Annotated in this window: 21 protein-coding genes; 13 read left to right on the forward strand and 8 right to left on the reverse strand. The window is 33.8% G+C overall.

Going from position 1 to position 25,909, the window contains the following annotated elements:
* The first annotated feature begins 79 nt into the window (after positions 1 to 79).
* A complete protein-coding gene (locus FEZ18_RS00525; RefSeq protein ID WP_153266501.1) occupies positions 80 to 1,183 on the forward strand; it encodes a glycosyltransferase in 1,104 nt (367 codons plus the stop codon).
* On the opposite strand, the gene FEZ18_RS00530 is transcribed toward FEZ18_RS00525, so the two are convergent.
* Positions 1,180 to 2,130 carry a hypothetical protein gene (locus FEZ18_RS00530; protein ID WP_153266502.1) on the reverse strand — a complete coding sequence of 317 codons (951 nt, stop codon included), beginning with the start codon at positions 2,128 to 2,130 and terminating at the stop codon, positions 1,180 to 1,182. The genes FEZ18_RS00525 and FEZ18_RS00530 overlap by 4 nt on opposite strands.
* A 427-nt stretch (positions 2,131 to 2,557) precedes the next feature.
* On the opposite strand from FEZ18_RS00530, the gene gcvT reads away from it, so the two are divergent.
* The 4 genes from gcvT to FEZ18_RS00550 all read left to right on the forward strand — a co-directional run bounded on the left by gcvT (position 2,558) and on the right by FEZ18_RS00550 (position 5,674).
* Positions 2,558 to 3,640 carry a glycine cleavage system aminomethyltransferase GcvT gene (gene gcvT / locus FEZ18_RS00535; RefSeq protein ID WP_153266503.1) on the forward strand — a complete coding sequence of 361 codons (1,083 nt, stop codon included), beginning with the start codon at positions 2,558 to 2,560 and terminating at the stop codon, positions 3,638 to 3,640.
* Positions 3,641 to 3,658: 18 nt separating this feature from the next.
* Positions 3,659 to 4,498 (forward strand): sugar nucleotide-binding protein, encoded by an 840-nt coding sequence (locus FEZ18_RS00540; RefSeq protein WP_153266504.1) that lies wholly within the window; start codon positions 3,659 to 3,661, stop codon positions 4,496 to 4,498.
* Between the two features lie 53 nt (positions 4,499 to 4,551).
* Positions 4,552 to 4,845 carry a 4a-hydroxytetrahydrobiopterin dehydratase gene (locus tag FEZ18_RS00545; RefSeq protein ID WP_153266505.1) on the forward strand — a complete coding sequence of 98 codons (294 nt, stop codon included), beginning with the start codon at positions 4,552 to 4,554 and terminating at the stop codon, positions 4,843 to 4,845.
* 112 nt (positions 4,846 to 4,957) lie between these two features.
* Positions 4,958 to 5,674 (forward strand): YebC/PmpR family DNA-binding transcriptional regulator, encoded by a 717-nt coding sequence (locus FEZ18_RS00550; RefSeq protein WP_153266506.1) that lies wholly within the window; start codon positions 4,958 to 4,960, stop codon positions 5,672 to 5,674.
* A gap of 241 nt (positions 5,675 to 5,915) precedes the next feature.
* On the opposite strand, the gene FEZ18_RS00555 is transcribed toward FEZ18_RS00550, so the two are convergent.
* Positions 5,916 to 6,647, reverse strand: a complete 732-nt coding sequence (locus FEZ18_RS00555; RefSeq protein WP_153266507.1) for an NYN domain-containing protein — start codon at positions 6,645 to 6,647, stop codon at positions 5,916 to 5,918.
* 262 nt (positions 6,648 to 6,909) lie between these two features.
* Between FEZ18_RS00555 and lysA the strand changes: the two genes are divergently transcribed.
* The 3 genes from lysA to FEZ18_RS00570 all read left to right on the forward strand — a co-directional run bounded on the left by lysA (position 6,910) and on the right by FEZ18_RS00570 (position 13,389).
* Positions 6,910 to 8,148: a diaminopimelate decarboxylase gene (gene lysA / locus FEZ18_RS00560; RefSeq protein WP_153266508.1), complete on the forward strand. Its 1,239-nt coding sequence runs from the start codon at positions 6,910 to 6,912 to the stop codon at positions 8,146 to 8,148.
* A 359-nt stretch (positions 8,149 to 8,507) separates the two neighbouring features.
* The gene (locus FEZ18_RS00565; protein WP_153266509.1) at positions 8,508 to 11,054 is read left to right on the forward strand and encodes a DUF559 domain-containing protein; all 2,547 of its coding nucleotides are present in this window, start codon (positions 8,508 to 8,510) and stop codon (positions 11,052 to 11,054) included.
* A 166-nt stretch (positions 11,055 to 11,220) separates the two neighbouring features.
* The gene (locus FEZ18_RS00570; protein ID WP_153266510.1) at positions 11,221 to 13,389 is read left to right on the forward strand and encodes an endonuclease MutS2; all 2,169 of its coding nucleotides are present in this window, start codon (positions 11,221 to 11,223) and stop codon (positions 13,387 to 13,389) included.
* A gap of 153 nt (positions 13,390 to 13,542) precedes the next feature.
* Here FEZ18_RS00570 and FEZ18_RS00575 read toward each other — a convergent pair whose 3' ends face one another.
* On the reverse strand, positions 13,543 to 15,102 hold the full coding sequence (locus tag FEZ18_RS00575; protein WP_153266511.1) for a thiol-activated cytolysin family protein: 1,560 nt from the start codon (positions 15,100 to 15,102) through the stop codon (positions 13,543 to 13,545).
* A gap of 291 nt (positions 15,103 to 15,393) precedes the next feature.
* Between FEZ18_RS00575 and FEZ18_RS00580 the strand changes: the two genes are divergently transcribed.
* Complete coding sequence (locus tag FEZ18_RS00580; RefSeq protein ID WP_153266512.1) at positions 15,394 to 17,286, forward strand: tetratricopeptide repeat protein; 1,893 nt, start codon at positions 15,394 to 15,396, stop codon at positions 17,284 to 17,286.
* A gap of 115 nt (positions 17,287 to 17,401) precedes the next feature.
* A complete protein-coding gene (locus FEZ18_RS00585; protein ID WP_194269493.1) occupies positions 17,402 to 17,818 on the forward strand; it encodes a thiol-disulfide oxidoreductase DCC family protein in 417 nt (138 codons plus the stop codon).
* Positions 17,819 to 17,898: 80 nt separating this feature from the next.
* On the opposite strand, the gene FEZ18_RS00590 is transcribed toward FEZ18_RS00585, so the two are convergent.
* Positions 17,899 to 18,828, reverse strand: coding sequence for a chromosome partitioning protein ParA (locus tag FEZ18_RS00590; protein WP_153266513.1), 930 nt, complete (start codon positions 18,826 to 18,828; stop codon positions 17,899 to 17,901).
* 95 nt (positions 18,829 to 18,923) lie between these two features.
* On the opposite strand from FEZ18_RS00590, the gene FEZ18_RS00595 reads away from it, so the two are divergent.
* The gene (locus FEZ18_RS00595) at positions 18,924 to 19,952 is read left to right on the forward strand and encodes a formimidoylglutamase (RefSeq protein WP_153266514.1); all 1,029 of its coding nucleotides are present in this window, start codon (positions 18,924 to 18,926) and stop codon (positions 19,950 to 19,952) included.
* A gap of 68 nt (positions 19,953 to 20,020) precedes the next feature.
* Positions 20,021 to 20,485 carry a GNAT family N-acetyltransferase gene (locus FEZ18_RS00600; protein ID WP_153266515.1) on the forward strand — a complete coding sequence of 155 codons (465 nt, stop codon included), beginning with the start codon at positions 20,021 to 20,023 and terminating at the stop codon, positions 20,483 to 20,485.
* 162 nt (positions 20,486 to 20,647) lie between these two features.
* On the opposite strand, the gene FEZ18_RS00605 is transcribed toward FEZ18_RS00600, so the two are convergent.
* The 3 genes from FEZ18_RS00605 to FEZ18_RS00615 all read right to left on the reverse strand — a co-directional run bounded on the left by FEZ18_RS00605 (position 20,648) and on the right by FEZ18_RS00615 (position 24,197).
* Positions 20,648 to 22,813: a S9 family peptidase gene (locus tag FEZ18_RS00605; RefSeq protein WP_153266516.1), complete on the reverse strand. Its 2,166-nt coding sequence runs from the start codon at positions 22,811 to 22,813 to the stop codon at positions 20,648 to 20,650.
* A gap of 110 nt (positions 22,814 to 22,923) precedes the next feature.
* Positions 22,924 to 23,511 (reverse strand): NUDIX domain-containing protein, encoded by a 588-nt coding sequence (locus tag FEZ18_RS00610; protein ID WP_228122799.1) that lies wholly within the window; start codon positions 23,509 to 23,511, stop codon positions 22,924 to 22,926.
* 35 nt (positions 23,512 to 23,546) lie between these two features.
* Positions 23,547 to 24,197, reverse strand: a complete 651-nt coding sequence (locus FEZ18_RS00615; protein WP_153266517.1) for a rhomboid family intramembrane serine protease — start codon at positions 24,195 to 24,197, stop codon at positions 23,547 to 23,549.
* A 78-nt stretch (positions 24,198 to 24,275) separates the two neighbouring features.
* On the opposite strand from FEZ18_RS00615, the gene FEZ18_RS00620 reads away from it, so the two are divergent.
* Positions 24,276 to 25,157: a lysophospholipid acyltransferase family protein gene (locus tag FEZ18_RS00620; protein WP_153266518.1), complete on the forward strand. Its 882-nt coding sequence runs from the start codon at positions 24,276 to 24,278 to the stop codon at positions 25,155 to 25,157.
* Positions 25,158 to 25,453: 296 nt separating this feature from the next.
* Here FEZ18_RS00620 and FEZ18_RS00625 read toward each other — a convergent pair whose 3' ends face one another.
* Positions 25,454 to 25,885: a hypothetical protein gene (locus tag FEZ18_RS00625; protein ID WP_194269494.1), complete on the reverse strand. Its 432-nt coding sequence runs from the start codon at positions 25,883 to 25,885 to the stop codon at positions 25,454 to 25,456.
* Positions 25,886 to 25,909 lie beyond the last annotated feature (24 nt).

Below are 25,909 nucleotides of genomic sequence, written 5' to 3' on the forward strand. Positions count from 1 at the left end.
TATATTTTAGGTGTCAAAAAGTTTACTTTTAAAAAAAAACTTAACCTATATTTGTTCGTCAAAATTACTTTGGTTTAATATGAGACTTTTACAAATTACAGCGTCCAATGTTTGGAGAGGACATGAGCAACAAATAGTTTATTACTACGAAGCTTTCAATGCAAAAATTGAACATCAAGTTTTAATTTGCCCCTCAGAAACAAAACTAGCTGAAGTTGCAAATCATAAAAATTTTAATGTTCATTCCTTACCCTTAAAATCACAATATAGCTTAAGTTGGATTAAAAAAATCAAACGAGTTGTTAAAGATGAAAAAATCGATTTAATTTTAATACATAGTAGTAGAGCGCACACCTTATGTGTTTTGGCTTCCAAGCTATCCTACAAAAAAACACCTTTAGTATTTTTTAGAACTTTAATAAAAGATATATCTGGAAAACCGCTTAGCATCTGGAAATACAATTACAAATATTTGGTTAAGCTCATTTGTGTATCTCAGGCAGTTGTTGAAGCCTTAAAACCTTCAATTAAAGATCCTTCTCGATTTGCTATTGTGGGTAGTGCAACAGATTTGTCAGTTTTTAAAAACACAAAAAAAACTTATAAATTACATAAGGAGCTAGAACTTCCAGAAGACACCATTTTAATAGCTAATATATCTGCCTTTGTAAAGTTTAAAGATCATTATACTTTTGTAAAAACAGCTAAAATTTTAAAAGATAAGATTCCTAATGCCAAATTTTTATTAATAGGAACGGGTAATCTACAAGACGAAATTTTAACCTTTGTTAAAGAAGAAAATTTAGAAGACACGGTGTTATTCTTAGGTTTTAGAGAGGATATCCCAGAGATTTTTCCTGATTTTGATATATTTCTATTTACCTCAAAACTAGAACCCACAGGTGGTGTTTTATTAGAAGCCTATGCCAGTCACGTCCCTATTGTGGCTACAAATGCTGGAGGTATTCCAGAGGTCGTGGTACATAATAAGACGGGGTTTCTTTGTGAAAAAGAAAATCCTGAAGCATTTGCACAAGCTGTACTAAAGCTGCTTGAGGACGACACCCTTAAAGATGCATTCATTAAAAACGGGTATCAACGTTTACAAGATCATTTTACTAAAGAGGTCATTACCAAACACATGTTTGAAGAACTTTTAAAAGTCCATAAAGCGTACTATTAAATAGAAAAAACCTTCAGAATCCAACCCTCTAAAGTATAAGGAAACAATAAGCTATCTTCAATGTTTTGATAAGCAGAATTTAAAAACGACTCAGGTATGTCTATACTATTGGGGGAAATTATTAATATATTATTCGGATTATAAAAATCGTAGTTTTTTACATCCTCGTTAGTAGTTATTAATTTTTTATTATACCCCAAAGCTTCAAAAACCCTAAAACTTAATCCTTTTTGGTTTTGTTTTTGAATATCTAAAAGGATTTCAGAATTTAGAATATGCTTTTTAACTTCTTCTAATGGCAAATAATCTGGAACTATCGTTATGTACTCATCTTCAATAACCACTTCTTTTCTAACAATTATATTATACTCAATATTATTATTTCTTAAGTATTTTACTACTTTTTTTAAAGTCCCAAACCGCTCATCATACGACGAAATATTAAAAACTTTGTTTTCAAAGGACGATGCTTTAGATTTGTCAAAATCATAAATATAATTAGTAATAAATTCTAAATTATAATTTTTAACATCCTCTTTTTCATAACTATATACCTTGTCAAAAATAGGGATGAGATTTTTCTTTTTCGGAAATTTTGCTATCGCATCAAAATAGAAAGCAATAAAATTATTGGTATGCGTTTTTATTTTTAAAAGCGTCTCTAATTCGATTTCATCCGGTCGAATAACCACAATATAATCCTCTTTTTCTTTTTTCTTTAAAAAAAAGTCTAAAATACGTTTCGACTTGTATTTATCTTTAATATTCTTATTAAAAATAACCTTATTTACCGCATTTTTAATCTTATCAAATTTAGAAGAATAAACATATCTAAAGTCTGAAAAATTTATATGTGTTACTACTACATTGGGGTGAGCTTCCAACTCATCAATTAAATAATGAAGGTACCCAAAAGAGTTTGGAGCAATTATAGTTATACTTTTCAAAAATATAAATATTTAAATATTAGATTAAGAAATATCTTACGTAAAAAATAAAAAACTTAATTAAATAACAAACCTCGAAATTTTAATAAGCGCAAGTATAAAAGTTTCACGATTTCCTAGATTTAACTCGAAGACTAATGGATAGCTACAAACCGTTAGTCATCTTTACTTTTAATTTGCTTTTTCATACACAACATCACCATTTTAGAAGCGCTAAGCACCTATAAAAAATAAGAAGTTCTCCACATCCGTAATTCACAAATAAAAATCTAAATATAGTAATAATAGAAAACATCTTAATCGTAACATTAAGTATTTTTTGTTACTTTGTGCTCATTAGATATTAGCCTAGCATTAAAAACCTGTTTTTTGCACTCAAACAGCTAAAAATACATTTAAACAATTATTATATTTAACAAAAAAATAAATGAAAAATACCGCATTAACTCAAACTCACGAAGCTCTAGGAGCAAAAATTGTTCCTTTTGCAGGCTATAATATGCCTGTGCAATACGAAGGTGTAAACATAGAACATGACACTGTTAGAAATGCCGTTGGAGTGTTTGATGTATCCCACATGGGCGAGTTTATAATTGAAGGCGAACACGCTCTGGATTTAATCCAAAAAGTATGTAGTAACGATGCCAGTAAACTAACCGTTGGGAAAGCACAATACAGCTATATGCCCAATGAACATGGCGGTGTTATAGACGATTTAATTATTTACAAACTTAAAGAAGACCAGTATTTATTGGTGGTTAATGCCAGTAATATCGAAAAAGATTGGAACTGGATTCAATCGCAAAACGATGTTGGAGCTACGCTACGCGACATAAGTGATGATTACTCGTTACTCGCCATTCAAGGCCCAAAAGCTATTGAGGCCATGCAGAGTTTAACAAGTCATGATTTATCGGCCATTAAGTTCTACAACTTTGTAGTTGGCGATTTTGCCGGCATCGATAATGTGATCATATCGGCCACAGGCTATACCGGTAGTGGTGGTTTTGAAATTTACTGCAAAAACGAAGCGGTTAAGCAAATTTGGGACAAGGTTTTTAAAGCTGGAGCCGATTATGGTATTAAACCCATAGGTTTAGCAGCCCGAGACACCCTGCGTTTAGAAATGGGTTATTGCCTTTACGGAAATGATATCGATGAAAACACCTCACCTTTTGAAGCTGGTTTAGGTTGGATTACAAAATTCACAAAAGACTTTACAAATTCTGAAGCTCTAAAAGCCGAAAAAGAAGGTGGTACAAAACGCAAACTCATTGGTTTTAAATTGGATGAACGCGGCATTCCACGTCATGGTTATGATATTGTTGATGCCGACGGCAACAAAATTGGTGTAGTAACCTCTGGTACCATGAGCCCTAGCTTAGGTGTGGCTATTGGCCTCGGGTATGTACCAAATGCTTTTGCTGCGGCAGATAGTAAAATACACATTCAAATACGTAAAAAAACAATTCCCGCAACGGTGGTTAAATTGCCTTTTTATAAAGGATAACATTTTCAGATGTTTTAAATGAAGGAGAAGGCGACAGAAAGTAAACATAACATTTTAATTTTAGGAGCAAGCGGATTTTTAGGTGGCGCCATCTACAAAGAGCTTTGCTCCTATTTTAAAACTTTTGGAACCTATAATACAGCCAACAAACATTACGAGAGCAACCATCATTTTTTTCAGTACAATTTTGAAGAAGACGATATTTACGAGATTCTCGATATTGTAAAACCCACCATCATCATTTCGACACTTCGAGGAGACTTCTCTAAGCAAGTTATACTGCATCAACATCTGGTCGAATATGTATTAGCAGGCAAAACAAAAATCATCTTTCTATCCTCTGCCAATGTTTTTGATGCCTACAGTAAATACCCAAGTTACGAAACCGATAAAACCCTAAGCCATAGTATTTACGGGCATTTTAAAATAAAAATCGAGAATATGCTTTTAAGATTGCCCCAAAAACAGGTCGCCATTCTACGTTTGCCTATGGTTTTTGGAAACCAATCGCCTCGTATGCTGGAAATTACTCAGAAAATTAAAGAAAAAACACCCATCGAGGTCTTTCCTAAATTAATCATTAATGTAACAACTCACAGTAAAATAACCCAACAAATACACTACATAATTAACAGGAATAAATTCGGTGTTTTTCATTTAGGGAGTAGCGATTTGGTACATCACGACGATTTTATTAAAGAAACTGTAGCTAATTTAAACGCATCAAATGCCATTTATAAGCAGGTTTATACTACAAACGACGATCGTTATTTAGCGGCTTTACCAAAATACAATCTCTTGCCAAAAAACCTGCAATTAACTAGTCAAGACATTTTAACCGATTTAAAATTAAGTTGATTTTGATGCCCGAAATTATTATCTTAGGCAGTTCACTTTTAAAAACATAAATAATGAGCAAATTATCTGAAAACGATATAGAAAAAAAACTGCTTCACCTACCCGATTGGGAATATTATGATGATGCCATTCACGCCGAATTTGAATTCGAAAATTTTAAAGATTGTTTTAGTGCTATGAGCAGAATTGCTTTCGAGTGCGAAGCCCTAAATCACCATCCTAATTGGACTAACGTCTACAATGTACTTACTATCTCGCTATCTACACACGATGTCGATGGTGTTACAGAAAAAGACTTTAAGTTAGCCAAAGCCATCGAGTATATTGTTGAACCAGAAGATGAATAAAATAGTTAGTTCAAGGTCGCATAGCATTTTGAGAATTTTTTTAAATTTGCTAACCTTGAATTATAGTATTTTATAAAAAAATCGCTTTCGCGGAAATAAAAAAAAACAGACTATGGGAAGAGCTTTTGAATTTAGAAAAGCCAGAAAAATGAAACGTTGGTCTGCCATGAGCAAAGCCTTTACACGTATTGGTAAAGATATTGTTATGGCTGTTAAAGAAGGTGGTCCAGACCCGGAAAATAATGCGCGTTTGCGAGCCGTTATTCAAAACGCAAAGGCCGTAAACATGCCTAAAGACAATGTAGAACGCGCTATTAAAAAAGCAAGTGAAAAAGGTCAAGGCGATTATAAAGAAGTTATTTTTGAGGGCTATGCCCCCCATGGCATAGCGGTTTTAGTAGAAACAGCAACCGATAATAACACCAGAACCGTTGCCAATGTACGTAGCTACTTTAATAAATGTGATGGCAGTTTAGGCACCTCTGGCTCGGTGGTTTTTATGTTCGATCACACTTGCAATTTTAGAATTAACGCCGAAGGTTTAGACCCCGAAGAATTAGAGCTCGAATTTATAGACTTTGGAGCCGAAGAAGTTTTTGAAGACGACGATGGCATCCTAATCTACGCTCCTTTTGAAAGCTTTGGTGCCATTCAAGCCGAATTAGAAAATCGAAATATCGAAATATTATCCTCTGGTTTCGAGCGTATTCCTCAAGTTACCAAATCGTTAACTGCAGAGCAGGCGGCAGATGTAGAGAAACTCCTAGAAAAACTTGAAGAAGATGACGATGTGCAAAATGTGTATCACACCATGGAGGAACGCACGTAATAAAACGCTATTTGAAGCATAGTTTAATAAAAAAGACGTCGTCTCTATTAAAAAAATGTTCTTTCTTTATTAAGCACCTTGAAAACAATGCGTTATGAGAACCTCATAGACCTAACAGGTTTTTGAAACCCGTTAGGTCTTATTAACGCTTAAATTGATAATTATTAGCACAATAGATTAGTCTTATTATATACTTAAGCTAATAAAATCGCCCATCGTTTCTCGTTAAAAATGCAAAACTTTACTTATTCTTCACATAAATCAATTTAAACTTCGAACTGCTTTTTTTATCGCGCTGTTCCATTTCAAACTGTGGTAACGACTTAAAAAGCGGAGTTAGTTTGGCAAAACCAAAGTTTCTTGAATCGAAATTGGGTTGTTTTTTCAAAATTAAAGACCCCACATCACCAAGAAACGCCCAGCCATCATCATCGGCAGCATCATCAACCGAGGTTTGCAACATTTTAATAACTTTAGGAGTGATATTGTATAAATTTTCTTTTTTAGTGATCATGCCCTTTTCATCTTTATCACTTTCGCTTTTAAGAATTTCAATATAAATAAATTTATCGCAGGCCACAATAAACGGATTTGGCGTTTTCTTCTCGCCCATGCCGTAAACCATCATACCGGCTTCTCGCAAACGTGTTGCCAATTTGGTGAAATCACTATCTGACGATACCAGACAAAATGCATTTACTTTTCCAGAGTATAGAATATCCATGGCATCAATAATCATAGCCGAATCGGTTGCATTCTTGCCGGTTGTATAACCGTATTGCTGTATCGGAGTTATAGCATTTTCAAGTAAAATATTTTTCCATTTCGATAAATGGGGTTTCGTCCAATCACCATAAATCCTTTTAATCGTTGGCGTGCCGTATTTGGCTATTTCTTCCATCATTTCTGTTATGTATTTTGATGGTACGTTGTCGCCGTCAATTAATACGGCAATTTTTGTGTCTTTTGTCATAGTTTATAAAGGTAGTAAAATATAGCAGATTTCAAATTTAGAAGGTGTTTTCTTCAGTAAAATCATTTAATCAAGCTGCATACATCTTAAATCCATATTTTTTTATGGTTTAAAAGTCTCATTTTATCAAATTTAACCAGTAAATCTTAGAAAAACACGTTCTAAATTTACGTTAGCTAATAATTTATTAAAATTTAAAAATTTTAGTTTGAATAATTTATATTTAAAAATAATAAAATATCTTTGAACAAATATCGAAATTATGACCAATACCCAGTTACTAAACATAGCAAAAGAATACGGTAGCCCTGTTTACGTTTATGATGCTGAAAAAATTACAGAGCAATACAAGCGTTTAACCAATGCGTTTAAAGGTGTAAAAACCGTAAAGTTAAATTATGCTGTAAAAGCTTTATCCAACATATCGATATTAAAACTGTTTAAAACTTTAGGTTCTGGTATTGATACCGTGTCTATTCAAGAGGTTAAACTAGGACTCGCTGCTGGTTTTTTACCAGAAGAAATTATTTTTACACCTAATGGTGTTTCACTTCTAGAGATTGAAGAAGCTGCTAAATTAGGGGTCCAAATAAACATTGATAATCTTGCAATTTTAGAGCAATTTGGAACAAAACATCCTAAAATTCCGGTTTGTATTCGTATAAATCCGCATGTTATGGCTGGTGGTAACAGTAACATTTCTGTGGGGCATATCGATTCTAAGTTTGGCATTTCAATACACCAAATTCCGCATTTGTTGCGTATTGTAGAAAATACGGGCATGACTATTAACGGCATTCATATGCACACGGGTAGTGATATTTTAGATATAGACGTGTTTTTATACGCTAGTGAGATTCTTTTTGATACAGCTAGTCATTTTAAAAATTTAGATTTTATAGACTTTGGTTCTGGTTTTAAAGTGCCTTACAAGGTTGGAGATATTGAAACTAATATTGAAGAATTGGGAGAGAAATTATCTTCTAAATTTAATTCGTTTTGTAAAGCTTATGGGAAAGAATTAACCCTAGTATTCGAGCCTGGTAAATTTTTAGTAAGCGAATCTGGCAAATTTTTAACCACGGTAAACGCAGTAAAGCAAACCACATCTACGGTTTTTGCTCAAGTAAATTCTGGGTTTAATCATTTAATTCGACCTATGTTTTATGGCGCGCATCACGATATTGTAAACATCTCAAATCCAGAGGGTCGCGAGCGTTTTTATACGGTTGTAGGCTATATTTGTGAAACAGATACTTTTGGAAACAATAGACGTATTAACGAAATAAGAGAAGGCGACATTCTATGTTTTAATAATGCTGGAGCTTACTGTTTCTCTATGGCTAGTAATTATAATTCACGCTATAGACCTGCAGAAGTTTTATGGTATAATAACAAGGCACATTTAATACGAAAAAGAGAAACTTTTGAAGATATCATCAATAATCAAATTGAAGTTGATTTTACTGAAACAAAAAAAGAAACCCAACTTGTAAAATAGATAAACTTTTAAAAGACTAAATAATGGGCGGAAAATAATCCTTTTTTCCTTCTCAAAGTACCAGAATGTCGTCGCTCGTTAAAAAGTTGTGTTTTAAAACTGATTTTTTTGGGAAAACAAATCGGTTCTCACTATAGATTTATAACCCTCAATTAAATATAAAGATCACACAGATTTTAAAACCTGTGTGATCTTTATGTTCTGCTATTATAGGTTTCTTTAAATTATAAATACACTTTATCACACCCATTAAAACAATCATTCTAAACCCTAGCCCTATTTAAACGCATTTCAAGATTCGTATAATAGTTAATGCAAATACGTTTTAATTTTGCTATAAATATTATAATTTCGCTGTTATGAGTGTTAATCTTCAAACCCCTATCGATTATTTAAAAGGCGTTGGCCCCAATCGTGCCGATTTACTGCGTAAGGAATTGGGTATTCACACCTACCAAGATTTAATAAATTTATTTCCAAACAGATATATAGACCGAACAAAGTATTATAATGTTAACGATTTGCAGCGCAGTAATACCGATGTGCAAGTTATTGGCAAAATAACTGGCCTTAAAGAAGTGGCTCAAAAACGCGGAAAACGATTAGTAGCCACTTTTCAAGACGACACTGGCACTATGGAATTGGTTTGGTTTAGGGGTCAAAAATGGATTCGAGAGCATTTAATCTTAAACAAACCCTATGTCGCTTTTGGCAAAGCCAATTGGTTTAGCGGTAAATTTAATATGGCACACCCAGATTTGGAGCTTTTAGAAGACCATGAAAAGAACATGCGCTCTGGCATGCAGGCCATTTATCCTTCTACCGAAAAATTATCGAATAGAGGCATTAGTAATCGTTTGATGGGGAACATCATGCAGCAGTTATTTATAGAAACTAAAGGTCGTTTTACTGAAACGTTATCTGATAATTTACGCTCAGAATTAAAATTAATTTCTAAAAAAGACGCTCTTTTTAATATCCATTTTCCAAAGAATCAGGAGCTACTTTCTAAGGCGCAATACCGTTTAAAATTTGAAGAATTATTTTATATTCAACTGCAATTAATTTTAAAAAATCTCATTAATAAATCGAAAATAAAAGGCTTTCTTTTTGATAAAGTTGGCGACTATTTCAATACCTTTTATTCAAGCCATTTACCCTTTGAATTAACTAATGCGCAGAAACGTGTTTTAAAAGAAATTCGTGCCGATTTAGGGAGTAATGCACAAATGAATCGACTTTTGCAGGGTGATGTGGGTTCTGGAAAAACAATTGTGGCGTTCATGTCAATGTTAATGGCACTTGACAACGGTTTTCAAGCCTGTTTAATGGCGCCGACTGAAATTTTGTCAGTCCAACACTATAACGGATTATCTGAACTCTGTAAAAACCTCAATATCAGTATAAAACTACTCACTGGCTCAAGTAAAACTTCAGAACGAAAAAAAATTCATGAAGCTTTAGAAAATGGCGATTTACAAATACTTATTGGCACGCATGCCCTACTAGAAGACAAGGTGAAATTTAAGAATTTAGGACTCGCCATTATCGATGAACAACACCGATTTGGAGTTGCACAACGCAGTAAATTATGGAAGAAAGGAAGTCCTCATCAATCCCTCCAAAAGGAGGAGACCCAATCTGTTCGAAAAAAATATATGACGGCTCGACCATCTACCTATAATTTGATAAAAGAGTTGCAAAAAGAAAACAAAAAACATAGCACAGAAGCTGAAGGTGTTTTATGGGAATCTTTGAGGGATAAAAAATTAGATTCTAAATTTAGAAGGCAACATATTATTGATGAATTTATAGTGGATTTTGTGTCACTAGAAAAAAACTTGATAATTGAAATTGATGGTGGCTGCCACCATACGATCGAGCAAAAAGAGGCTGACGATTTACGAACAAAAATTCTAAATGAAATAGGTTTTAAAGTTATTAGATTCACTAACGAGCAAGTTCTTGGTGATATTGATCATGTTTTACAATATATAGAAAACCGCTTAAAAAGCCTCCCTTCTAGAGAGGTTGGCAGGGCTGCTTCTCTTATCCCTCCTCATGTTTTAGTCATGACCGCTACGCCAATTCCTCGAACCTTAGCCATGTCGGTTTACGGTGATTTAGACATCTCTATTATTGATGAATTACCACCTGGCAGAAAGTCGATAAAAACCGTGCATCGATACGATAGTAATCGCTTGAATGTGTTTCGTTTTATTCGAGATGAGATTGAAAAAGGCCGACAAATTTATATTGTGTATCCGTTAATTCAAGAAAGTGCTGCCATGGATTATAAAGATTTAATGGATGGCTACGAAAGTATTTCTAGAGATTTCCCGATGCCAAAATATCAAATATCTATTGTGCATGGTAAAATGAAACCCGCCGATAAAGAATTCGAAATGCAGCGTTTTATTAAAGGTGAAACTCAAATTATGGTGGCCACAACCGTGATTGAAGTTGGGGTTAATGTGCCCAATGCCTCGGTTATGATTATTGAAAGTGCCGAGCGTTTTGGCTTATCGCAACTCCATCAATTACGTGGTCGTGTGGGCCGTGGTGCAGAACAAAGCTATTGTATTTTAATGACCAGCCACAAACTAAGCAACCAAAGTAAAACACGCTTAGAAACCATGGTTAAAACCAACGACGGCTTTGAAATTGCCGAAGTGGATTTACGCCTACGTGGTCCTGGCGATATCATGGGAACACAGCAAAGCGGGGTGTTAAACTTAAAAATAGCCGATATTGTTAAGGATAATGACATCTTGCAAAGTGCGAGGTATTACGCTAAAAAAATTCTTAAAAATGACCCTGCACTTTCTAAACCAGAAAATAGCGTCATTCTTAACACCTACAAACAATTAGCTAAGTACAAAAACATTTGGAATTATATTAGTTAGCCGAAATTACGAGACATTTTTAACACCACATCACCAAAACTAACCCTATTAAAAATAGCTCATTCCTAAAATTTAATTTTGTCATTTATTTTCAATCTAAAGCAGCAACAAGCAAAAACATATAAAGGAGAATGGTTAACTTTGCAATCCTTTTATAAACACAAGAATGATACACATTCACGAAAAAACATTACAAGATTTAGAGTTTTCGACGGTTTTACAACAAGTTAGCGAACATTGTGTAACACCTTTAGGGCACGAGAAAGCGCTTCAAATTACACCCTTTAAACATAAAGAGGACCTAGAAATAGCTTTACTATTAACCAACGAGTATTTATCGTCTTTTTATAATGAGAATCGTATTCCAAATCATGGTTTTGATAGCATTTCAAAAGAACTAAAACTATTAGGTATAGAAAATACCTATCTAGAAGTACATAGTTTAAAAAAACTCGTATCCATTTCGTTAACAACTAATGAGATTGTTAGCTATTTAAAAAAGTTTGAAGAATACTACCCCAATTTAAACACACACGCCTCACACATTGAGGTTACCAAAGTTATTATTGAAAAAGTTGATGCTATTGCAGATCGTTTTGGCGATATAAAAGATAATGCCTCTGCTCTACTTTTTGAATTACGTCAATCTATAAACCGTATAAAAGGTAAAATAAACGCTAGTTTTTCCAGTGCATTAAACATGTATCATAATCTGGATTATTTAGACGATATTAGAGAATCTGTGGTAGATAACAAACGTGTACTCGCCGTAAAAGCCATGTATCGCCGTAAAGTAAAAGGCGCCATAATGGGCGGCAGCAAAACGGGCAGTATTGTTTATATAGAGCCAGAAACCACCTTGCAATACTCGCGTGAGCTTAACAACCTAGAATATGAAGAGCATGAAGAGGTGATTCGTATTTTAAAGGAAGTTACCAATTATATGCGTCCGTTTTTACCTTTATTAGAAGCTTATCAAAGCTTTTTAATCGATATCGATGTGATTTCCGCGAAAGCGAAATACGCCAAATCTATGGATGCTATTCTTCCTGAAATTTCAAAAGAACGTAGCATGTACTTGCGCGATGCCTACCACCCGCTACTCTATTTAAATAATTTAGAGAAAAAAGAAAAAACATTTCCGCAAACCATTACCCTTAAAAAAGACAGTAGGATTATAGTAATCTCTGGTCCAAATGCAGGTGGTAAAAGCATCACGCTTAAAACGGTGGGCTTATTGCAAGTGATGCTACAAAGCGGCTTATTAATTCCGGTACACGAGCGCAGTCATGTGTGTTTGTTCGAAAGGATATTAAGTGATATTGGCGATAATCAATCTATTGAAAACCATTTAAGCACTTATAGTTATCGCTTAAAACAAATGAATTATTTTTTAAAGAAGTGTAACAAAAATACACTGTTTTTAATTGATGAATTTGGTACAGGAAGTGATCCCGAACTGGGTGGTGCCTTGGCTGAAACATTTTTAGAAGAATTTTATCATCGTGAAGCTTTTGGAATCATCACAACTCACTATTCCAACTTAAAAATATTAGCAAATGAGTTGCCGCATATGCTAAACGCCAATATGCTTTTTGATGAACGCACTTTAGAACCCCTTTTTAAACTTGTAATTGGTCAAGCTGGCAGTAGTTTTACCTTTGAGGTGGCTCAGAAAAACGGCATTCCCTATAGTTTAATTAATCGGGCTAAAAAGAAGATTGAGCGCAGTAAAGTACGTTTTGATGCGACTATAGCAAAACTCCAAAAAGAACGCTCTAAACTTGAGAAAACTGGCCAATCTTTAAAATTAAATGAAAAGAAAAAAATTGAAGAAGCCGATAAATTAGAAGAAATCAACGCTAAAATTCAAAAAAAACTAGAAAACTATCAAGAATTATACGATAGCAATCAACGCCTTATTTACTTAGGCCAAAAAGTTAACGACATTGCCGAAAGTTACTTTGAAAATAAAAAGAAAAAAGTTTTAATGGACGAGCTTTTTAAGTTGGTTCAAATTGAAAATTCTAAACGACAAAAAGTTTCTGCAAAGCAAAAAAAGGCGCAAAAAGCAAAAGAAAAACAAGTAAAACAAGAAGCCGAAAAGAAGGTTGAAGTCATAAGAAAAAAGAAAAAAATAGCAAAACAACAAGCTATTGAACAACCTAAGCCAAAAGCTGTTTTAAAAGTAGGCGACCGCGTTAGACTGCAAGATGGACGTGCCGTTGGGAGTATTGATAAAATTGAAAAGAATAAGGCCGTTGTTAATTATGGTATGTTTACCACCAATGTGAGCTTGAACCAGTTGGAATTGGTAGAGGCGGAAAAAAAATAGCTATCATTCGCAGTCGCTGTTTTCTGTTAATTTAGCAGTATTGGATCAAAGTATACTGCAATGAGCCATCATTGTTCGTAAACCAATAAACAGCCAACACCAAGTTGCTGAATCACAACTTTAGGCGCCGACTGTATTGACTAATAGTTATTATTAATAAATGCGCCATGCGTAAAAATAGGTACGCATATCAATATCAGCATCTTCAGTTAAAAGCAATCTTATATAAGGTTCTTTATCATCTTGTACATTTTTCAGTAAAATTTTCTCTTCTTTTTTTCCTAAATAGTCATTGTCACCAATGGTATCATCTTCAGTAAACTCTGCAGATAAGAATATATAATCGTTCTCTAAATCGGGCTTATACAATTCTATTTCTCTAGTTTCAATGGTTGGTATTGGCCAAAATTTGCCTTCGTCTGGTATAATATAATTGTTTCTGGTACGTGTGTAAGAGACTGACCCCTTAACACTACCGCCTTGATAAATTTTTGCTTTCATATTACCATGTAAACGTATGCTACCGCCGTTATTTTTTACCATATTTAATCCGTGAAGCTGAATACCGAATTTCTGGTAGGCCTGATAGCACGTTCTAATATTATACTCGCTAGACAAAACAACGTTAGCAACAGGAAATCCTTTTTTAATATACCTTAAGGTGTAGCCTAATGGCGCGCCTGGTGAATTTGCAGAATACTCCCCGCCTTCTGTGATGTACGTATAAACGCCTTCAGGACCGCTAACTACCTGAGCGGCATCTCCCGACGAACCACCAACTACCAAAGCCTTAACTGTGGAACTTTCCCAAAAACTTTTATGCTCGCCTTCTCCGTTTACTTCTCCGCCATTAAACGCCGCACTAAAAGCCGCTTGCGTATCGCTAAACTTAGAATTTGTTTCTACGGTGTACAATAGCATTCTTCCGTATTTTACCGATGATACAATTACAGGACTTATAGCGTTTAAATTTGGCAGGCCTGTAAACAGTTTTGCAGGGTTTTCACTCTCTTCAATTGTTAAATCAATAGTGTAATACACCTGTAAATACTTGATAACATATTTATATTTCTTTTCTGAACTGCTGAAATTAAACGACCCTGAAACACTGTTTCTCCCTTTGGTATAGCTTGCCCCCAAAGCGATATTTAAGTGCTCTTCTGAGTAAACTTCTTCTGTGGTAAAATTAACCTTTGCAGCTGTAGATCCCGTTACTCCTTGCTGCAACATATCTTTTACGCCTTCTCTAACGGTATTAATATTTGGGTTTTCAACATAGGCAGATGGTTTACCGTTTAAATTTTCCAATGAAACTGATAATGTTATTGGTGCTCTACCGCCTGTAATTCCGATGTATTCTCCTGTAGGAATGGATTCCCCTTTTAACATGGCCCCAGGGTAGATAACATCGCTGGTAGGATCCAATAAAATCATTTCGCTAAAACCAGGTGCCATTTTATATGTTTTTACAACACACTCATCGGTTTGCCCTTCACGTTCTGGGTCACTTTCTTTTAGTAGTTCTTTACCTGAAACTTCTGGCTGAACAAAGTCTGATAGATCTTCCAATAAATCATTTATTGTTTGCAATGTTTCATCTGAGACCTTTCCGGCATCAACACTTTCCTTACTACACCCAGCGCAGGAAAAAAGCGTAATGATGAAAAATGCTGTATAAATAATGTTTTTAACTGGTAATAATTGTGTTTTCATAATTTCTAGTTTTTGTGATTCAACACTCTAAAACTAGATAGAAATGCAAGTGAAAACTAATTTTTGGCATGGACAAAGTATAGACAGGATTGAGATTTTCACATAGATTGCATCAAAATCTAAATAAAAACAAACAACTTTAAAAAACTGATAATCAATTAATTATTATTGAATTATTAAAATTCGATAATGGACAAACCATAGACTAACTTACATATTGGAATATATATTAGTGTTGGACATATTCTAAATTTAACTAACTTGGTTTCATAATAACCAACCTTTTAAAAGATGTATTTTCGTATAATATTCTTTCTCTTATTAACAGTTCAAACCAATCTTGTAGCACAAAACACCAAACTTGTTGATAGTTTAAAAAAAGCGCTTAAACTGAAAAAAGAAGACGATTCTTTAAAAATTAGGATACTCACAAGACTGCATGAAAAACTTATGTTTTCTAATCCAGAAGAAGCAAGAGGCTATGCGTTACAAGAATTAGAAATTTCAAAAAGAATAAATTATGAATATGGTATAGGCCTTGGGCATTTGCATTTAGGAGATTATCATTTCAACAAATCTAGTATTGACTCTGCAAAATATCACTATCACATAGCAAAATCTTATTTTAAAAAAACAAAAAAAATCAGAGGATTAATTTTTGTGGATTATACTTTAGCGGAAATTTTTAAAGAAGAAGGCGATTACGATACCGCTTTGAAGATATTCCATGAAAGCATAAACATAATAGAACATAACGTTAAACCTCCCTATTACAGACAAAAATTTTTAGCAGGTTCTTTTTTAGCCATTGGTGCCTGTAATTTAGATATTGGTAAACTTCATTTAGCTTTATCAAATTCTTTAAAAGCACTTGATTTATACGAAAAAATAGACCATAAAACGCGAAAAGCTGATGCCTTAAAACAAGTTGGAGATATTGAAAAAGAACTAGGGCATTTAAAATTAGCTTTAAACTACTACGAACAAGCATTAAAAATATATAAAGATTTTGAGGATATTATTTATATAACATCAACAAATAATGCGATTGGCAAGGTTTATAAACTATTGGGAGATTTTAATAAAGCTGAAAAGCACCAATTAGAAGCCATAAGTTTGGCCAGGCAAAATGACGTCAGATCATCATTATCTAGTGCTTTAAATGATTTAGGCGACATTTATATAACTAGAGAAAAATATGATTTAGCTCGAAAAGCATTTGATGAATCCAGGAAAGTGTCAGAAAAAGAAAATATAATACTAAATATTATTGATGCTTATAAGGGGTTATCAACAACAGATTATTTCGAAAAAAAACACAAACAAGCACTAAAAAAAATAGAACACGCTATTGCTTTGGCGAAAGCATCCAATACCATGCTCGCACTTCAAAACCTTTATAGTTTTCGTGCTACTATACTAGAATCATTAAATAGAAACAAGGAGGCTATATTTTATCTAAAAGAAGCACAAAAAGTAAATGATAGTATATTATCAATTAAAAAAACGCAGCAAATAGAAGAGCTGAAAACCATTTACGAATCTGAAAAAAAGGAAGCAGAAATCACCTTTCAGAAAAAAGAAATTGAAACATTAAGCACCCAGGCCAAAAATGACAAACTCACAAAAACACTTTATAGCATTGGTATGTTTTCTTTTATTGCTATTGCGGGTCTAATATATTTTAGCTTTAAACAACGCATAAAAAAGAATAAAATAGCACGCGAAAAACAAGAGGAAATTTTAAAGCAAGAATTAGCATTTAAAAAGAAAGAATTAGCAAGTCAAACCCTGCATCTGGTCCAAAAAAACACCTTTATTAACGAGCTAAAAGAGAACCTTGAAAGAATAAAACAATCGCCACAACTTTTTAAAATAGAATTTAGACGATTAGTGATGCTGCTTAGAAAAGAAAGTGCCGAAGACAAAAATTGGGAAGTCTTTAAATCTTATTTCTCTGAGGTGCACAATAACTTCGATATTAAACTTAAAGAAGTTTATGCAGACATTACTGAAAAAGAAATTCGGTTAGCCTCCTTTTTACGTATGCATCTTTCCACTAAAGAAATCGCATCGATGCTTAATGTATTGCCAGAAAGTGTTTCAAAATCGAAATACCGACTAAAAAAGAAACTAAATTTAGACAAAGAAACCGATTTAAATACCTTTTTAAGTAATTTGTAAAGCCATATCTTTGCACCGTCATCCTGAGCTTTTTAAAAAAGCGTGAGAATCTTTTTAAATAAAACTATAATTTAACCGATTGTCACGTCATCCTTCCTCACAATTACTAACAATTATGGAATATATTCCAAAAAACAAAAAACTAATTCTTTTTGATGGTGTTTGTAATCTTTGCAACCACAGCGTGCAATTTATAATAACTCACGATAAAAACAATGTGTTTATGTTTGCACCTTTACAAGGCACTACAGGAGCGGCACTTGTTAAAACCCTTAATATTGACACCAAAAAATTAGACTCCATACTACTTTACACCCCTAAAAAGGGGGTGAAAAGCAAAAGCACAGCAGCCTTAAAAATAGCTTCTAAACTGCGGTTTCCTATTAATGTATTATATATTTTTATTATCGTACCGCCATTTATTCGCAATTGGATTTACAATATTATTGCCAAGAACCGCTACAGATGGTTTGGTAAGAAAGAGACTTGTATGATTCCAACTGCCGAGTTAGAAAATAAGTTTTTGCCTTAGTTTTCAACAAATAAAGCCATAAAAAAACCTCGAGCGATACTCGAGGTTTATAAGTTGTAAATTAAATTAAGATGCTCTGTTTACCTTAAAGAAAACTCTGAAGTAGAAACTAAGTATCTTTGATTATAGACGTTTACAGTGTAAGATCCTGGTTCGAATTTCTCATTACTACTATTAACAAACTCACAGATATCAAGATTTGCATTTTCGTAATTAAATTTACTAATCGTACTGTAATTAAACAACACTTCTCCAAATTGAACTTGTTGATTTAAGCCCATAATATTGTTGTTAGGATCTATAACTTGAATATACAATTCCTGATCTCCGGCCTGTACCAATTCATTTTTAGCCACGGTAAAGCACACTCTAATTTTATTAACTCTCCTAGCTCTTTCGGTTGGCACTAATTTTCCCGATGTGCGTTGTATTACACCAAAGCCCTTTAAACCAATAGTGTTTAATACCGATGCGTTCTCAACCACCTCAGCTAAGGCAATATTTTGTGTTAATAAAGAATCGGTAAACATGGTGCGCTCTTCTAAGCGTATTTTTGTGCTATCTAAAGAGGTAGCTAAATAAGAATTTTGTACTCGTAACGAATCGTTTTGAGCCAGCAACACATCCATTTCTTTCTTTAATGTATTGTATCGTTGTCTGTACCTCCAAAGACTTTTAATATTGGTTTCAGAAATTTTCAAAGAATCTATCAAGCCTTGAATACGCGCTCTAGACTCCACCAAATCAGCATTAATCTCTTCATTTTCACCTATAGCGTCATCATACTGTTTCGCCATAGCATTTAAATCTGTCATAACTAACCGTTTTTCTTCGGTTAATTGTTTTTTAGTATCAACACTGTCTTGGTATAAATTTAAAGTATAAATACCAGTGCCCACAAAAAGAATTAAAGCCAGAGCCAAAGCCACTTTTAGACCTTTATTAGTTTTCGCGTTTTCTTCGTTACTCTTTGTATTTTCTACAACAGTAGGCTTATCGTTATTTTCCATAATTTAAGTTTGTTTAAGTATTAGTTAGTTCAAAAGTTTATATTATTGGTTTAAAAAAATTATGATTACATTTCCGAATCAAATAAAATAACGCCATGGAAAAATTAATTTTATTTAATAACACCAAACTTAATAAATTATTAACGAAACGCAGTGGCGAATCTAAATTTGGTGAACATATAAAAATATTAAGCTCTCCATCACATATATACGAACAACTTCAAAATTTAGACGTTACTCATGTTGTATTTGGCTTACCAGAGGATATTGGTGTATTTGCTAACCACGGTAAAAGTGGGGCTTCAGAGGCATGGAACGCCACCTTAAAAATATTGCTAAATATTCAAAGTAATAATTTCACGAAGGCAAATTCGGTGTTAATTTTAGGCCATTTAGACTTTACCGCAGAATTATTGGAAGTTTCAAAACTTAATCAAAACAAAAAAAGCGATATTAAAAAAGCCAGAAAAATAGTGGAGCACATAGACAGTCACGTTACACATATTATGCAGTTAATTATATCTTCTGGCAAAAAAGCTATTGTTATTGGAGGTGGGCATAACAACGCCTATGGCAACATAAAAGGGACATCTTTAGCTCTAAAAAAATGTGTAAATGTTGTTAATTTCGACGCACATTCAGATTTTAGACCACAAGAGGGCCGACACAGCGGTAATGGGTTTAGTTACGCTTTCGCGGAAGGGTTTCTGAAAAACTATTACATCTTTGGATTGCACGAAAATTACACGTCAAATAAGATTTTGGAAACTTTAAGCGAAACAAAACATTTAGATTTTAGTACGTTTGAAGATATAGAAATAAAAGAAAAATTAAGCTTCAACGATGCTATGTATAAGGCATTAAACCATGTCTCTCACAAACCCTTTGGCATAGAAATAGACTGCGATGCCATAGCGAATATACCCAGTAGTGCCATGACTCCAAGTGGTTTTACGGTTAATCAAACCAGACAATTTGTTAGCTATTTTGCAAATCATAAAAACGCCACTTATTTGCATATTTGCGAAGCCGCACCAAAAAAGAAAAGCGCCAACCAAGTGGGCAAACTTATAACTTATTTAATTACCGATTTTATAAAAGCGCATGAAACATCTATAACCTAAACTTGATAGCCAAGAAAGTGATTAAATAGATGTCGCATGTGACCCAAAAAAATAATAGACATAAACACATGAAAATTAAAATTATTCCATTTGATAAAAAATACGCAAAAGATTTCTATAAATTAAACATAGAATGGCTAACAACATATTTTTATGTTGAACCCTTTGATGAAACCGTTTTAAGCCAACCCGAATTGCATATTATAGACCAAGGCGGGCATATCTTTTTTGCTGAGTTAGAAAATAACATTGTGGGTACTTTTGCACTTATGCCTTTAGGTAATGAAGGCTTATTTGAGTTTACCAAAATGGCGGTTTCACCAAAATACAGAGGCCATAAAATTGGCCAACAATTGATGCAACATGGCATAGATTTCGCGAAATCATTAGGGTTGCCAAAACTTATACTTTACTCCAGCACCAAACTTGAAAACGCCATTTATATTTATAAAAAATATGGTTTTGTTGAAATTCCAATAGAACCCAACAGCCCGTATAAACGCAGTGACATTAAAATGGAATTAGTGTTTTAAAACCAAGATACTTTAAACGGTTTTATTGTAAGGTTACCAGATGACTGGCATTTTTTATGTCGTATTAAATAAAATTAGTTCTAACTACTTTAGAAACTAAAAAAACCAGTTGGGGTTTCAAGCCAACTGGTTTTTAATTATATACTATTATGTGTGTTTTTACTATTCTTTAATTCCTTCTAAATCTAATAAAAACGCATAGGTTAAAGCCTGTGTTTTGTATCGCTCAAAACGACCAGAGGCACCACCATGACCCGTTTCCATGTTACATTCCATGATTAACAAATTATCGTCGGTTTTTAATTCACGTAATTTAGCAATCCATTTCGCAGGCTCCCAGTATTGTACTTGGCTGTCCCAGTAGCCCGTGGTAATTAGAATATTTGGATAATCTTTAGCTTCAACATTATCGTATGGCGAATAGGATTTCATATAATTATAATATTCTTTGTTTTTAGGATTTCCCCATTCATCAAACTCAAAAGTAGTTAAAGGGATGGTTTCGTCTAACATGGTTGACACCACATCTACGAAAGGCACCGCTGCAACAACGCCATTCCACATATCTGATTGCATGTTTAGCACGGCACCCATTAATAACCCTCCAGCAGAGCCACCATAAGCGTATAATTGATTGCTATTTGTAAAATTTTCGTCGATTAAAAACTGGCCAACATCAATAAAATCGGTGAAGGTGTTTTTCTTTTTTAACAATTTTCCGTCTTCATACCAATCTCTCCCCATTTCTTGTCCGCCTCGAATATGAGCAATGGCATAAATAAATCCGCGGTCTAGCAAGCTTAAACGCGTAGAGCTAAATGTAGGTTCCATACTGTTACCATAAGAGCCATACGCATAAAGCAGTAATGGGTTCTTGCCATTTTTTTCAACACCTTTTTTATACACTAAAGACACTGGTACTTTGGTGCCGTCTGTAGCCGTTGCAAACAAGCGTTCTGAGGTATAATTTTCAACTTTAAAAGCATCGTCTACCACTTCGGTTTGCTTTAAAAGCTCTTGACTCTTATCGGTCATATTATACTCGAAAGTGCTCATTGGCGTAGTTAACGAGCTGTACATAAAGCGCAACACATCGGTATCAAAATCTAAATTAGAGGTTGTTGCGGCGAAATAAGCTGGATCGTTAAACTGGATATAATGATCGTCTGTGCCGTCCCATTTCATAACTCTAATGGTGCGTAACCCCTCTTTTCGCTCTTCTGCAACTAAATAGTTTTGAAACAGATCCATACCTTGAAAAAATACATTCTCTCTATGTGGGATTACATCTACCCAATGTTCTTTTTCTGTTTTATTTACTGGTGTTTTAACCAATTTAAAGTTTTTAGCGTCCTTATTGGTTCTAATATAAAAATGGTCTTCAAAATGATCGAGCGTGTATTCTAAATTTTTCTCTCTAGGTTGGATAACCTTCCATTCGCCATCTGGTGTGTTGGCATCTAAAACTCGAAATTCGGTTGATAAGGTTTGGAAACTTCCAATAACCAAATAGGCATCAGACTTTGTTTTACCTACACCGCATCTAAAGGTATCGTCTTTCTCTTCGTAAACCACGACATCTTCAGACTGGTCTGTACCAATAACATGTTTTACAATTTTATTTTGACGTAAGGTTTGTGGATCTTTTGTGGTGTAAAACACGGTTTTTCCGTCGTTTGCCCAAGTTGCACTTCCGCCAGTATTGCTTAGTTTATCTTCTAATAATTCGCCCGTTTCTAAATTTTTAAAATAGATGGTGTATTGGCGTCTAGAAACCGTATCGATGGCAAAAGCCAGCATTTTATTGTTTGGACTTACCGAACGACCACCAAAACCATAGTATGCATGACCTTTAGCCATTTCTGGGCCGTTAAGCATAATTTCCTCTTGAGCGCCTTCTTCTAATTTTTTTCTACAATACAAAGCATAATCGTCGCCCTCTTCAAAACGTGTGTAATACGAGTAACCGTTATCGTTTACAGGAACCGATTGGTCGTCTTTTTTTATTCTACCAACAATTTCGTTGTATAATTTATCTTGGAGCTCGGTAGTATGCGCCATGGCTTTACTTAAATAATCGTTCTCTGCATTTAAGTAGTCTAACACATCTTGTGTTTGTGCATCGGGTGTTTCGGCATTTTTTTGCTCGTCGCTTAAACGCATCCAGAAATAATTATCGATACGTGTGTCGTCGTGAACGGTTAATTCTTTCGGGATTTTTTTAGCCACTGGAGCTTCTAAAGACAAATGTGGTCTTTCTGTGTCGTTCGATTTGCATGACGAAATCATAATGGTTAAAATTAATAAGGTGTAAATACTGTGTTTCATATTAAGATGTTTTATAAAGTTTAAAGGAACGAAAAATTACTGTATTAAAGTAATTTATAATTGTACAACTCGCTCTATACTTTGTTTTTTTGGGCATCAGCTTATTAAAATCATAAACCCTTAAGCTTTAAATACTGCAATAACATGATAGTTCTGGCATCGCTAATTTCATGGGCATCCATCATTTTCAAAGCCTTAGTAAGGGCGATCTCCAAAACGCTTATTTCTTCATTTTCGGTCGCTAAACCTCCGCCATCATCAACACGATCGGCATTGGTATATGGGGCAATAAAGAGGTGCACACGTTCTCGAAGTACTCCGGGCGATAAAAATACAGTATTTACGGCTTTTAAATTTGAAATATTATAGCCTAACTCCTCTTTAACTTCTCTTATCGCAGAAATTTCGGGTGTTTCGCCCTCATCAATATACCCACCACAAACCTCGATCGAATCGCCTTGATTAACACCCAAAATATATACAGGTATTCTAAACTGCTTAGATAAAATTACTTTTTTTGAGTCTTTATTGTAGAGAAGTACCGCAACACCGTCACTCTTACCGTAAATTTCACGCGAAATGCGTTTCCACCCCTTGTTTTTAAACTTAAAATCAAAATCTATACGTTCTAATGTTCCCCAAAAACTTGATAATAGTTTAGATGCTAGATTTTTAATTCGATTATCTTTTTCCATCATATATCCCATAAAATCATAAAAAAGCTTGCATCCACCTAAATTTTACCCAAACGCTTTAAAACGTAGAGCAGTATTATGGGTAATGCTAACAATATAACCATTAATAAATTGGTGTTAAACAACCAAGGCGACAATATTAATGTAATAATATAACCGCCAACCGCACCACCAAAATGCGCATCGTGACCAATATTACCTATTCTATTTTTCATACCATAAATAGAATACAATAAATACCCGATACCAAAAATATAAGCAGGGATTGGTATAGGAATAAAAACCATATACAAACTCATACCAGGTTGTAATAAAATGGCCGAGTAAATTACTCCAGATACCGCACCACTGGCACCTACCGCACTGTAATGATGTTCGTTTTTATGAAAATATAGCGATAATAAATTACCCAACAACAAACTGCCTAAATAAATGAGTACAAAATTAAATCTGTCCACATGGCGAATCACCACTTCTGCAAAAATGTAAAGCGAAAACATATTAAAAAACAAATGGGTTGTGTCTACATGCAGAAATCCAGAACTGAACATCCTAATTTTTTCGCCGCTTTTAATGGCACCAACATTAAACTTGTACTTCTCAAAAAAGCCATAATCACCAAAACCTTTAAAAGATATGATAACATTGGCGGCTATAATTATAATGGTTACTAAATCTAATTTACCCATAAGGTTTAAAACGTTTTAAAATGAAAAAATAAATATATGGTTTAAGTATCTTTGCCGCTACAAATCTAAAATTAAATAATGCAATTTCTAGTTTATATTATTGTTTATCCGTTTTTATGGCTAATTTCTATATTGCCTTTTTGGCTGCTTTATTTAGTTTCAGATGGTGTTTACGTCCTGTTATACCATGTAATTGGATACAGAAAACAAGTAGTTAACGAGAATTTAAAGCTTGCTTTCCCAAACAAATCTGAAAAAGACATTGCAGTAATCCGCAAAAAATTCTACAAACATTTATGTGATATGTTTTTAGAAATGGCAAAAACGTTGACGATTTCCAGAGCTGCTTTACAAAAACGATTTGTTATAAAAAACCCCGAAGAACTTAAACGTTTAGAGTCTTTAAACAAAAGTATTTTACTAATGTATGGCCATTATGCAAGTTGGGAATGGTCTGTTGAAATTCAAAACCACATTAGCTACAAAGGCTTTGGTGTGTATAAAAAACTAGCCAACAAATATTTTGATAAGTTGGTAAGAGATATTCGTTCTAAATTTAACACCACTTTAATTAGCACCAAAGAAACCGTTAACATAATTAACCAAAATGAAGAGCAAGGAATAAAAAGCATTGTGGCCTTTTTAAGCGACCAGTCTCCAAGATTAACCAAAGAAGCGTATTGGAGTGAATTTATGGGTATAAACGTGCCCTGTTTTACTGGAGCCGAACGCTTAGCAAAAAAACTTGATTTGACTTTAGCCTACCTCAAAGTTACTAAAGTAAAACGCGGCTATTATGAAGCTGAATTTATTACACTCTCTGAAAACCCAAAAGCATACGAAAACTACAAACTAACCGATATGTTTTTACGTGAGGTAGAAAAACAAATCTATGAAGCCCCAGAGTATTATTTTTGGACGCACAAACGTTGGAAACACAGGAATGAATCACCTCACTAGTGTCGGGATGGAAACACCGCAAAATTAAATTTGTTATTCAAATTAATTTCCTCAATATTTCTAGAAAAATCAACAATTACTGAAGGCATAATATCTCCAGAGTTGATGAAATTTATCTGCCTAACTTTTTATGAATTCAAATTTATATCCAATATGTTTTAAGTACTCCTTGTTTTGTCGAACTAGTTGGTAGCGGTCTGCGCTATGAGTATCTATATGGCTTAACAATTAACATTACAAGTGTACCATACTTTGGAAATTCCTGAGGAATTTTCAAAGTATGTGAGAGCAAGCAATTAGCCATTATTAGTGGCAATTATTTCCTCTTTTATCTGTTTTAAATAGTTTGTTAAATTATTTTTCATCAATTCCAATCCTACACCATAATTGTCAACCAGATAAATTTGTTCTTCCTTCATTCCTTTTTTTACCCATGCTTTTTCAGCTTTTAAGTCCCCTTTTCTAACAATAACGAGTTCATAATACATAATTTTAGAATTCCAATTAGTTATTGTGAGCTGATTAAAATTTGAAATATCAGGGTCATTATTTATATTGCCTTGTCCAATATCGGCACCCAAAAATACTTCACAATTCGAAAATTTAAAATGCGGATTATTGTTGTCAAAATTTCGATAAGTCATTTTATCCCCATTTTTAAGTATAAACGCTTTAACTTGTTCAAATTCTTTAGGGCTTATTAAATCGGATACATTACTAAAATCCATACTTAAATTTGTAGTCTTATTCAA

The sequence above is a fragment of the Oceanihabitans sp. IOP_32 genome, assembly GCF_009498295.1.
GTDB classification, from domain to species: domain Bacteria; phylum Bacteroidota; class Bacteroidia; order Flavobacteriales; family Flavobacteriaceae; genus Wocania; species Wocania indica.

Coding starts and splice junctions, on each gene's coding strand:
- FEZ18_RS00585 (WP_194269493.1), top strand. CDS start 17,402: ATGGAATATATTCCAAAAAACAAAAAACTAATTCTTTTTGATGGTGTT.
- FEZ18_RS00540 (WP_153266504.1), top strand. CDS start 3,659: ATGAAGGAGAAGGCGACAGAAAGTAAACATAACATTTTAATTTTAGGA.
- FEZ18_RS00565 (WP_153266509.1), top strand. CDS start 8,508: ATGAGTGTTAATCTTCAAACCCCTATCGATTATTTAAAAGGCGTTGGC.
- FEZ18_RS00625 (WP_194269494.1), bottom strand. CDS start 25,885: ATGGATTTTAGTAATGTATCCGATTTAATAAGCCCTAAAGAATTTGAA.
- FEZ18_RS00610 (WP_228122799.1), bottom strand. CDS start 23,511: ATGATGGAAAAAGATAATCGAATTAAAAATCTAGCATCTAAACTATTA.
- FEZ18_RS00615 (WP_153266517.1), bottom strand. CDS start 24,197: ATGGGTAAATTAGATTTAGTAACCATTATAATTATAGCCGCCAATGTT.
- FEZ18_RS00570 (WP_153266510.1), top strand. CDS start 11,221: ATGATACACATTCACGAAAAAACATTACAAGATTTAGAGTTTTCGACG.
- FEZ18_RS00600 (WP_153266515.1), top strand. CDS start 20,021: ATGAAAATTAAAATTATTCCATTTGATAAAAAATACGCAAAAGATTTC.
- FEZ18_RS00550 (WP_153266506.1), top strand. CDS start 4,958: ATGGGAAGAGCTTTTGAATTTAGAAAAGCCAGAAAAATGAAACGTTGG.
- FEZ18_RS00575 (WP_153266511.1), bottom strand. CDS start 15,102: ATGAAAACACAATTATTACCAGTTAAAAACATTATTTATACAGCATTT.
- FEZ18_RS00545 (WP_153266505.1), top strand. CDS start 4,552: ATGAGCAAATTATCTGAAAACGATATAGAAAAAAAACTGCTTCACCTA.
- FEZ18_RS00580 (WP_153266512.1), top strand. CDS start 15,394: ATGTATTTTCGTATAATATTCTTTCTCTTATTAACAGTTCAAACCAAT.
- FEZ18_RS00620 (WP_153266518.1), top strand. CDS start 24,276: ATGCAATTTCTAGTTTATATTATTGTTTATCCGTTTTTATGGCTAATT.
- FEZ18_RS00590 (WP_153266513.1), bottom strand. CDS start 18,828: ATGGAAAATAACGATAAGCCTACTGTTGTAGAAAATACAAAGAGTAAC.
- FEZ18_RS00555 (WP_153266507.1), bottom strand. CDS start 6,647: ATGACAAAAGACACAAAAATTGCCGTATTAATTGACGGCGACAACGTA.
- FEZ18_RS00605 (WP_153266516.1), bottom strand. CDS start 22,813: ATGAAACACAGTATTTACACCTTATTAATTTTAACCATTATGATTTCG.
- FEZ18_RS00595 (WP_153266514.1), top strand. CDS start 18,924: ATGGAAAAATTAATTTTATTTAATAACACCAAACTTAATAAATTATTA.
- FEZ18_RS00525 (WP_153266501.1), top strand. CDS start 80: ATGAGACTTTTACAAATTACAGCGTCCAATGTTTGGAGAGGACATGAG.
- lysA (WP_153266508.1), top strand. CDS start 6,910: ATGACCAATACCCAGTTACTAAACATAGCAAAAGAATACGGTAGCCCT.
- gcvT (WP_153266503.1), top strand. CDS start 2,558: ATGAAAAATACCGCATTAACTCAAACTCACGAAGCTCTAGGAGCAAAA.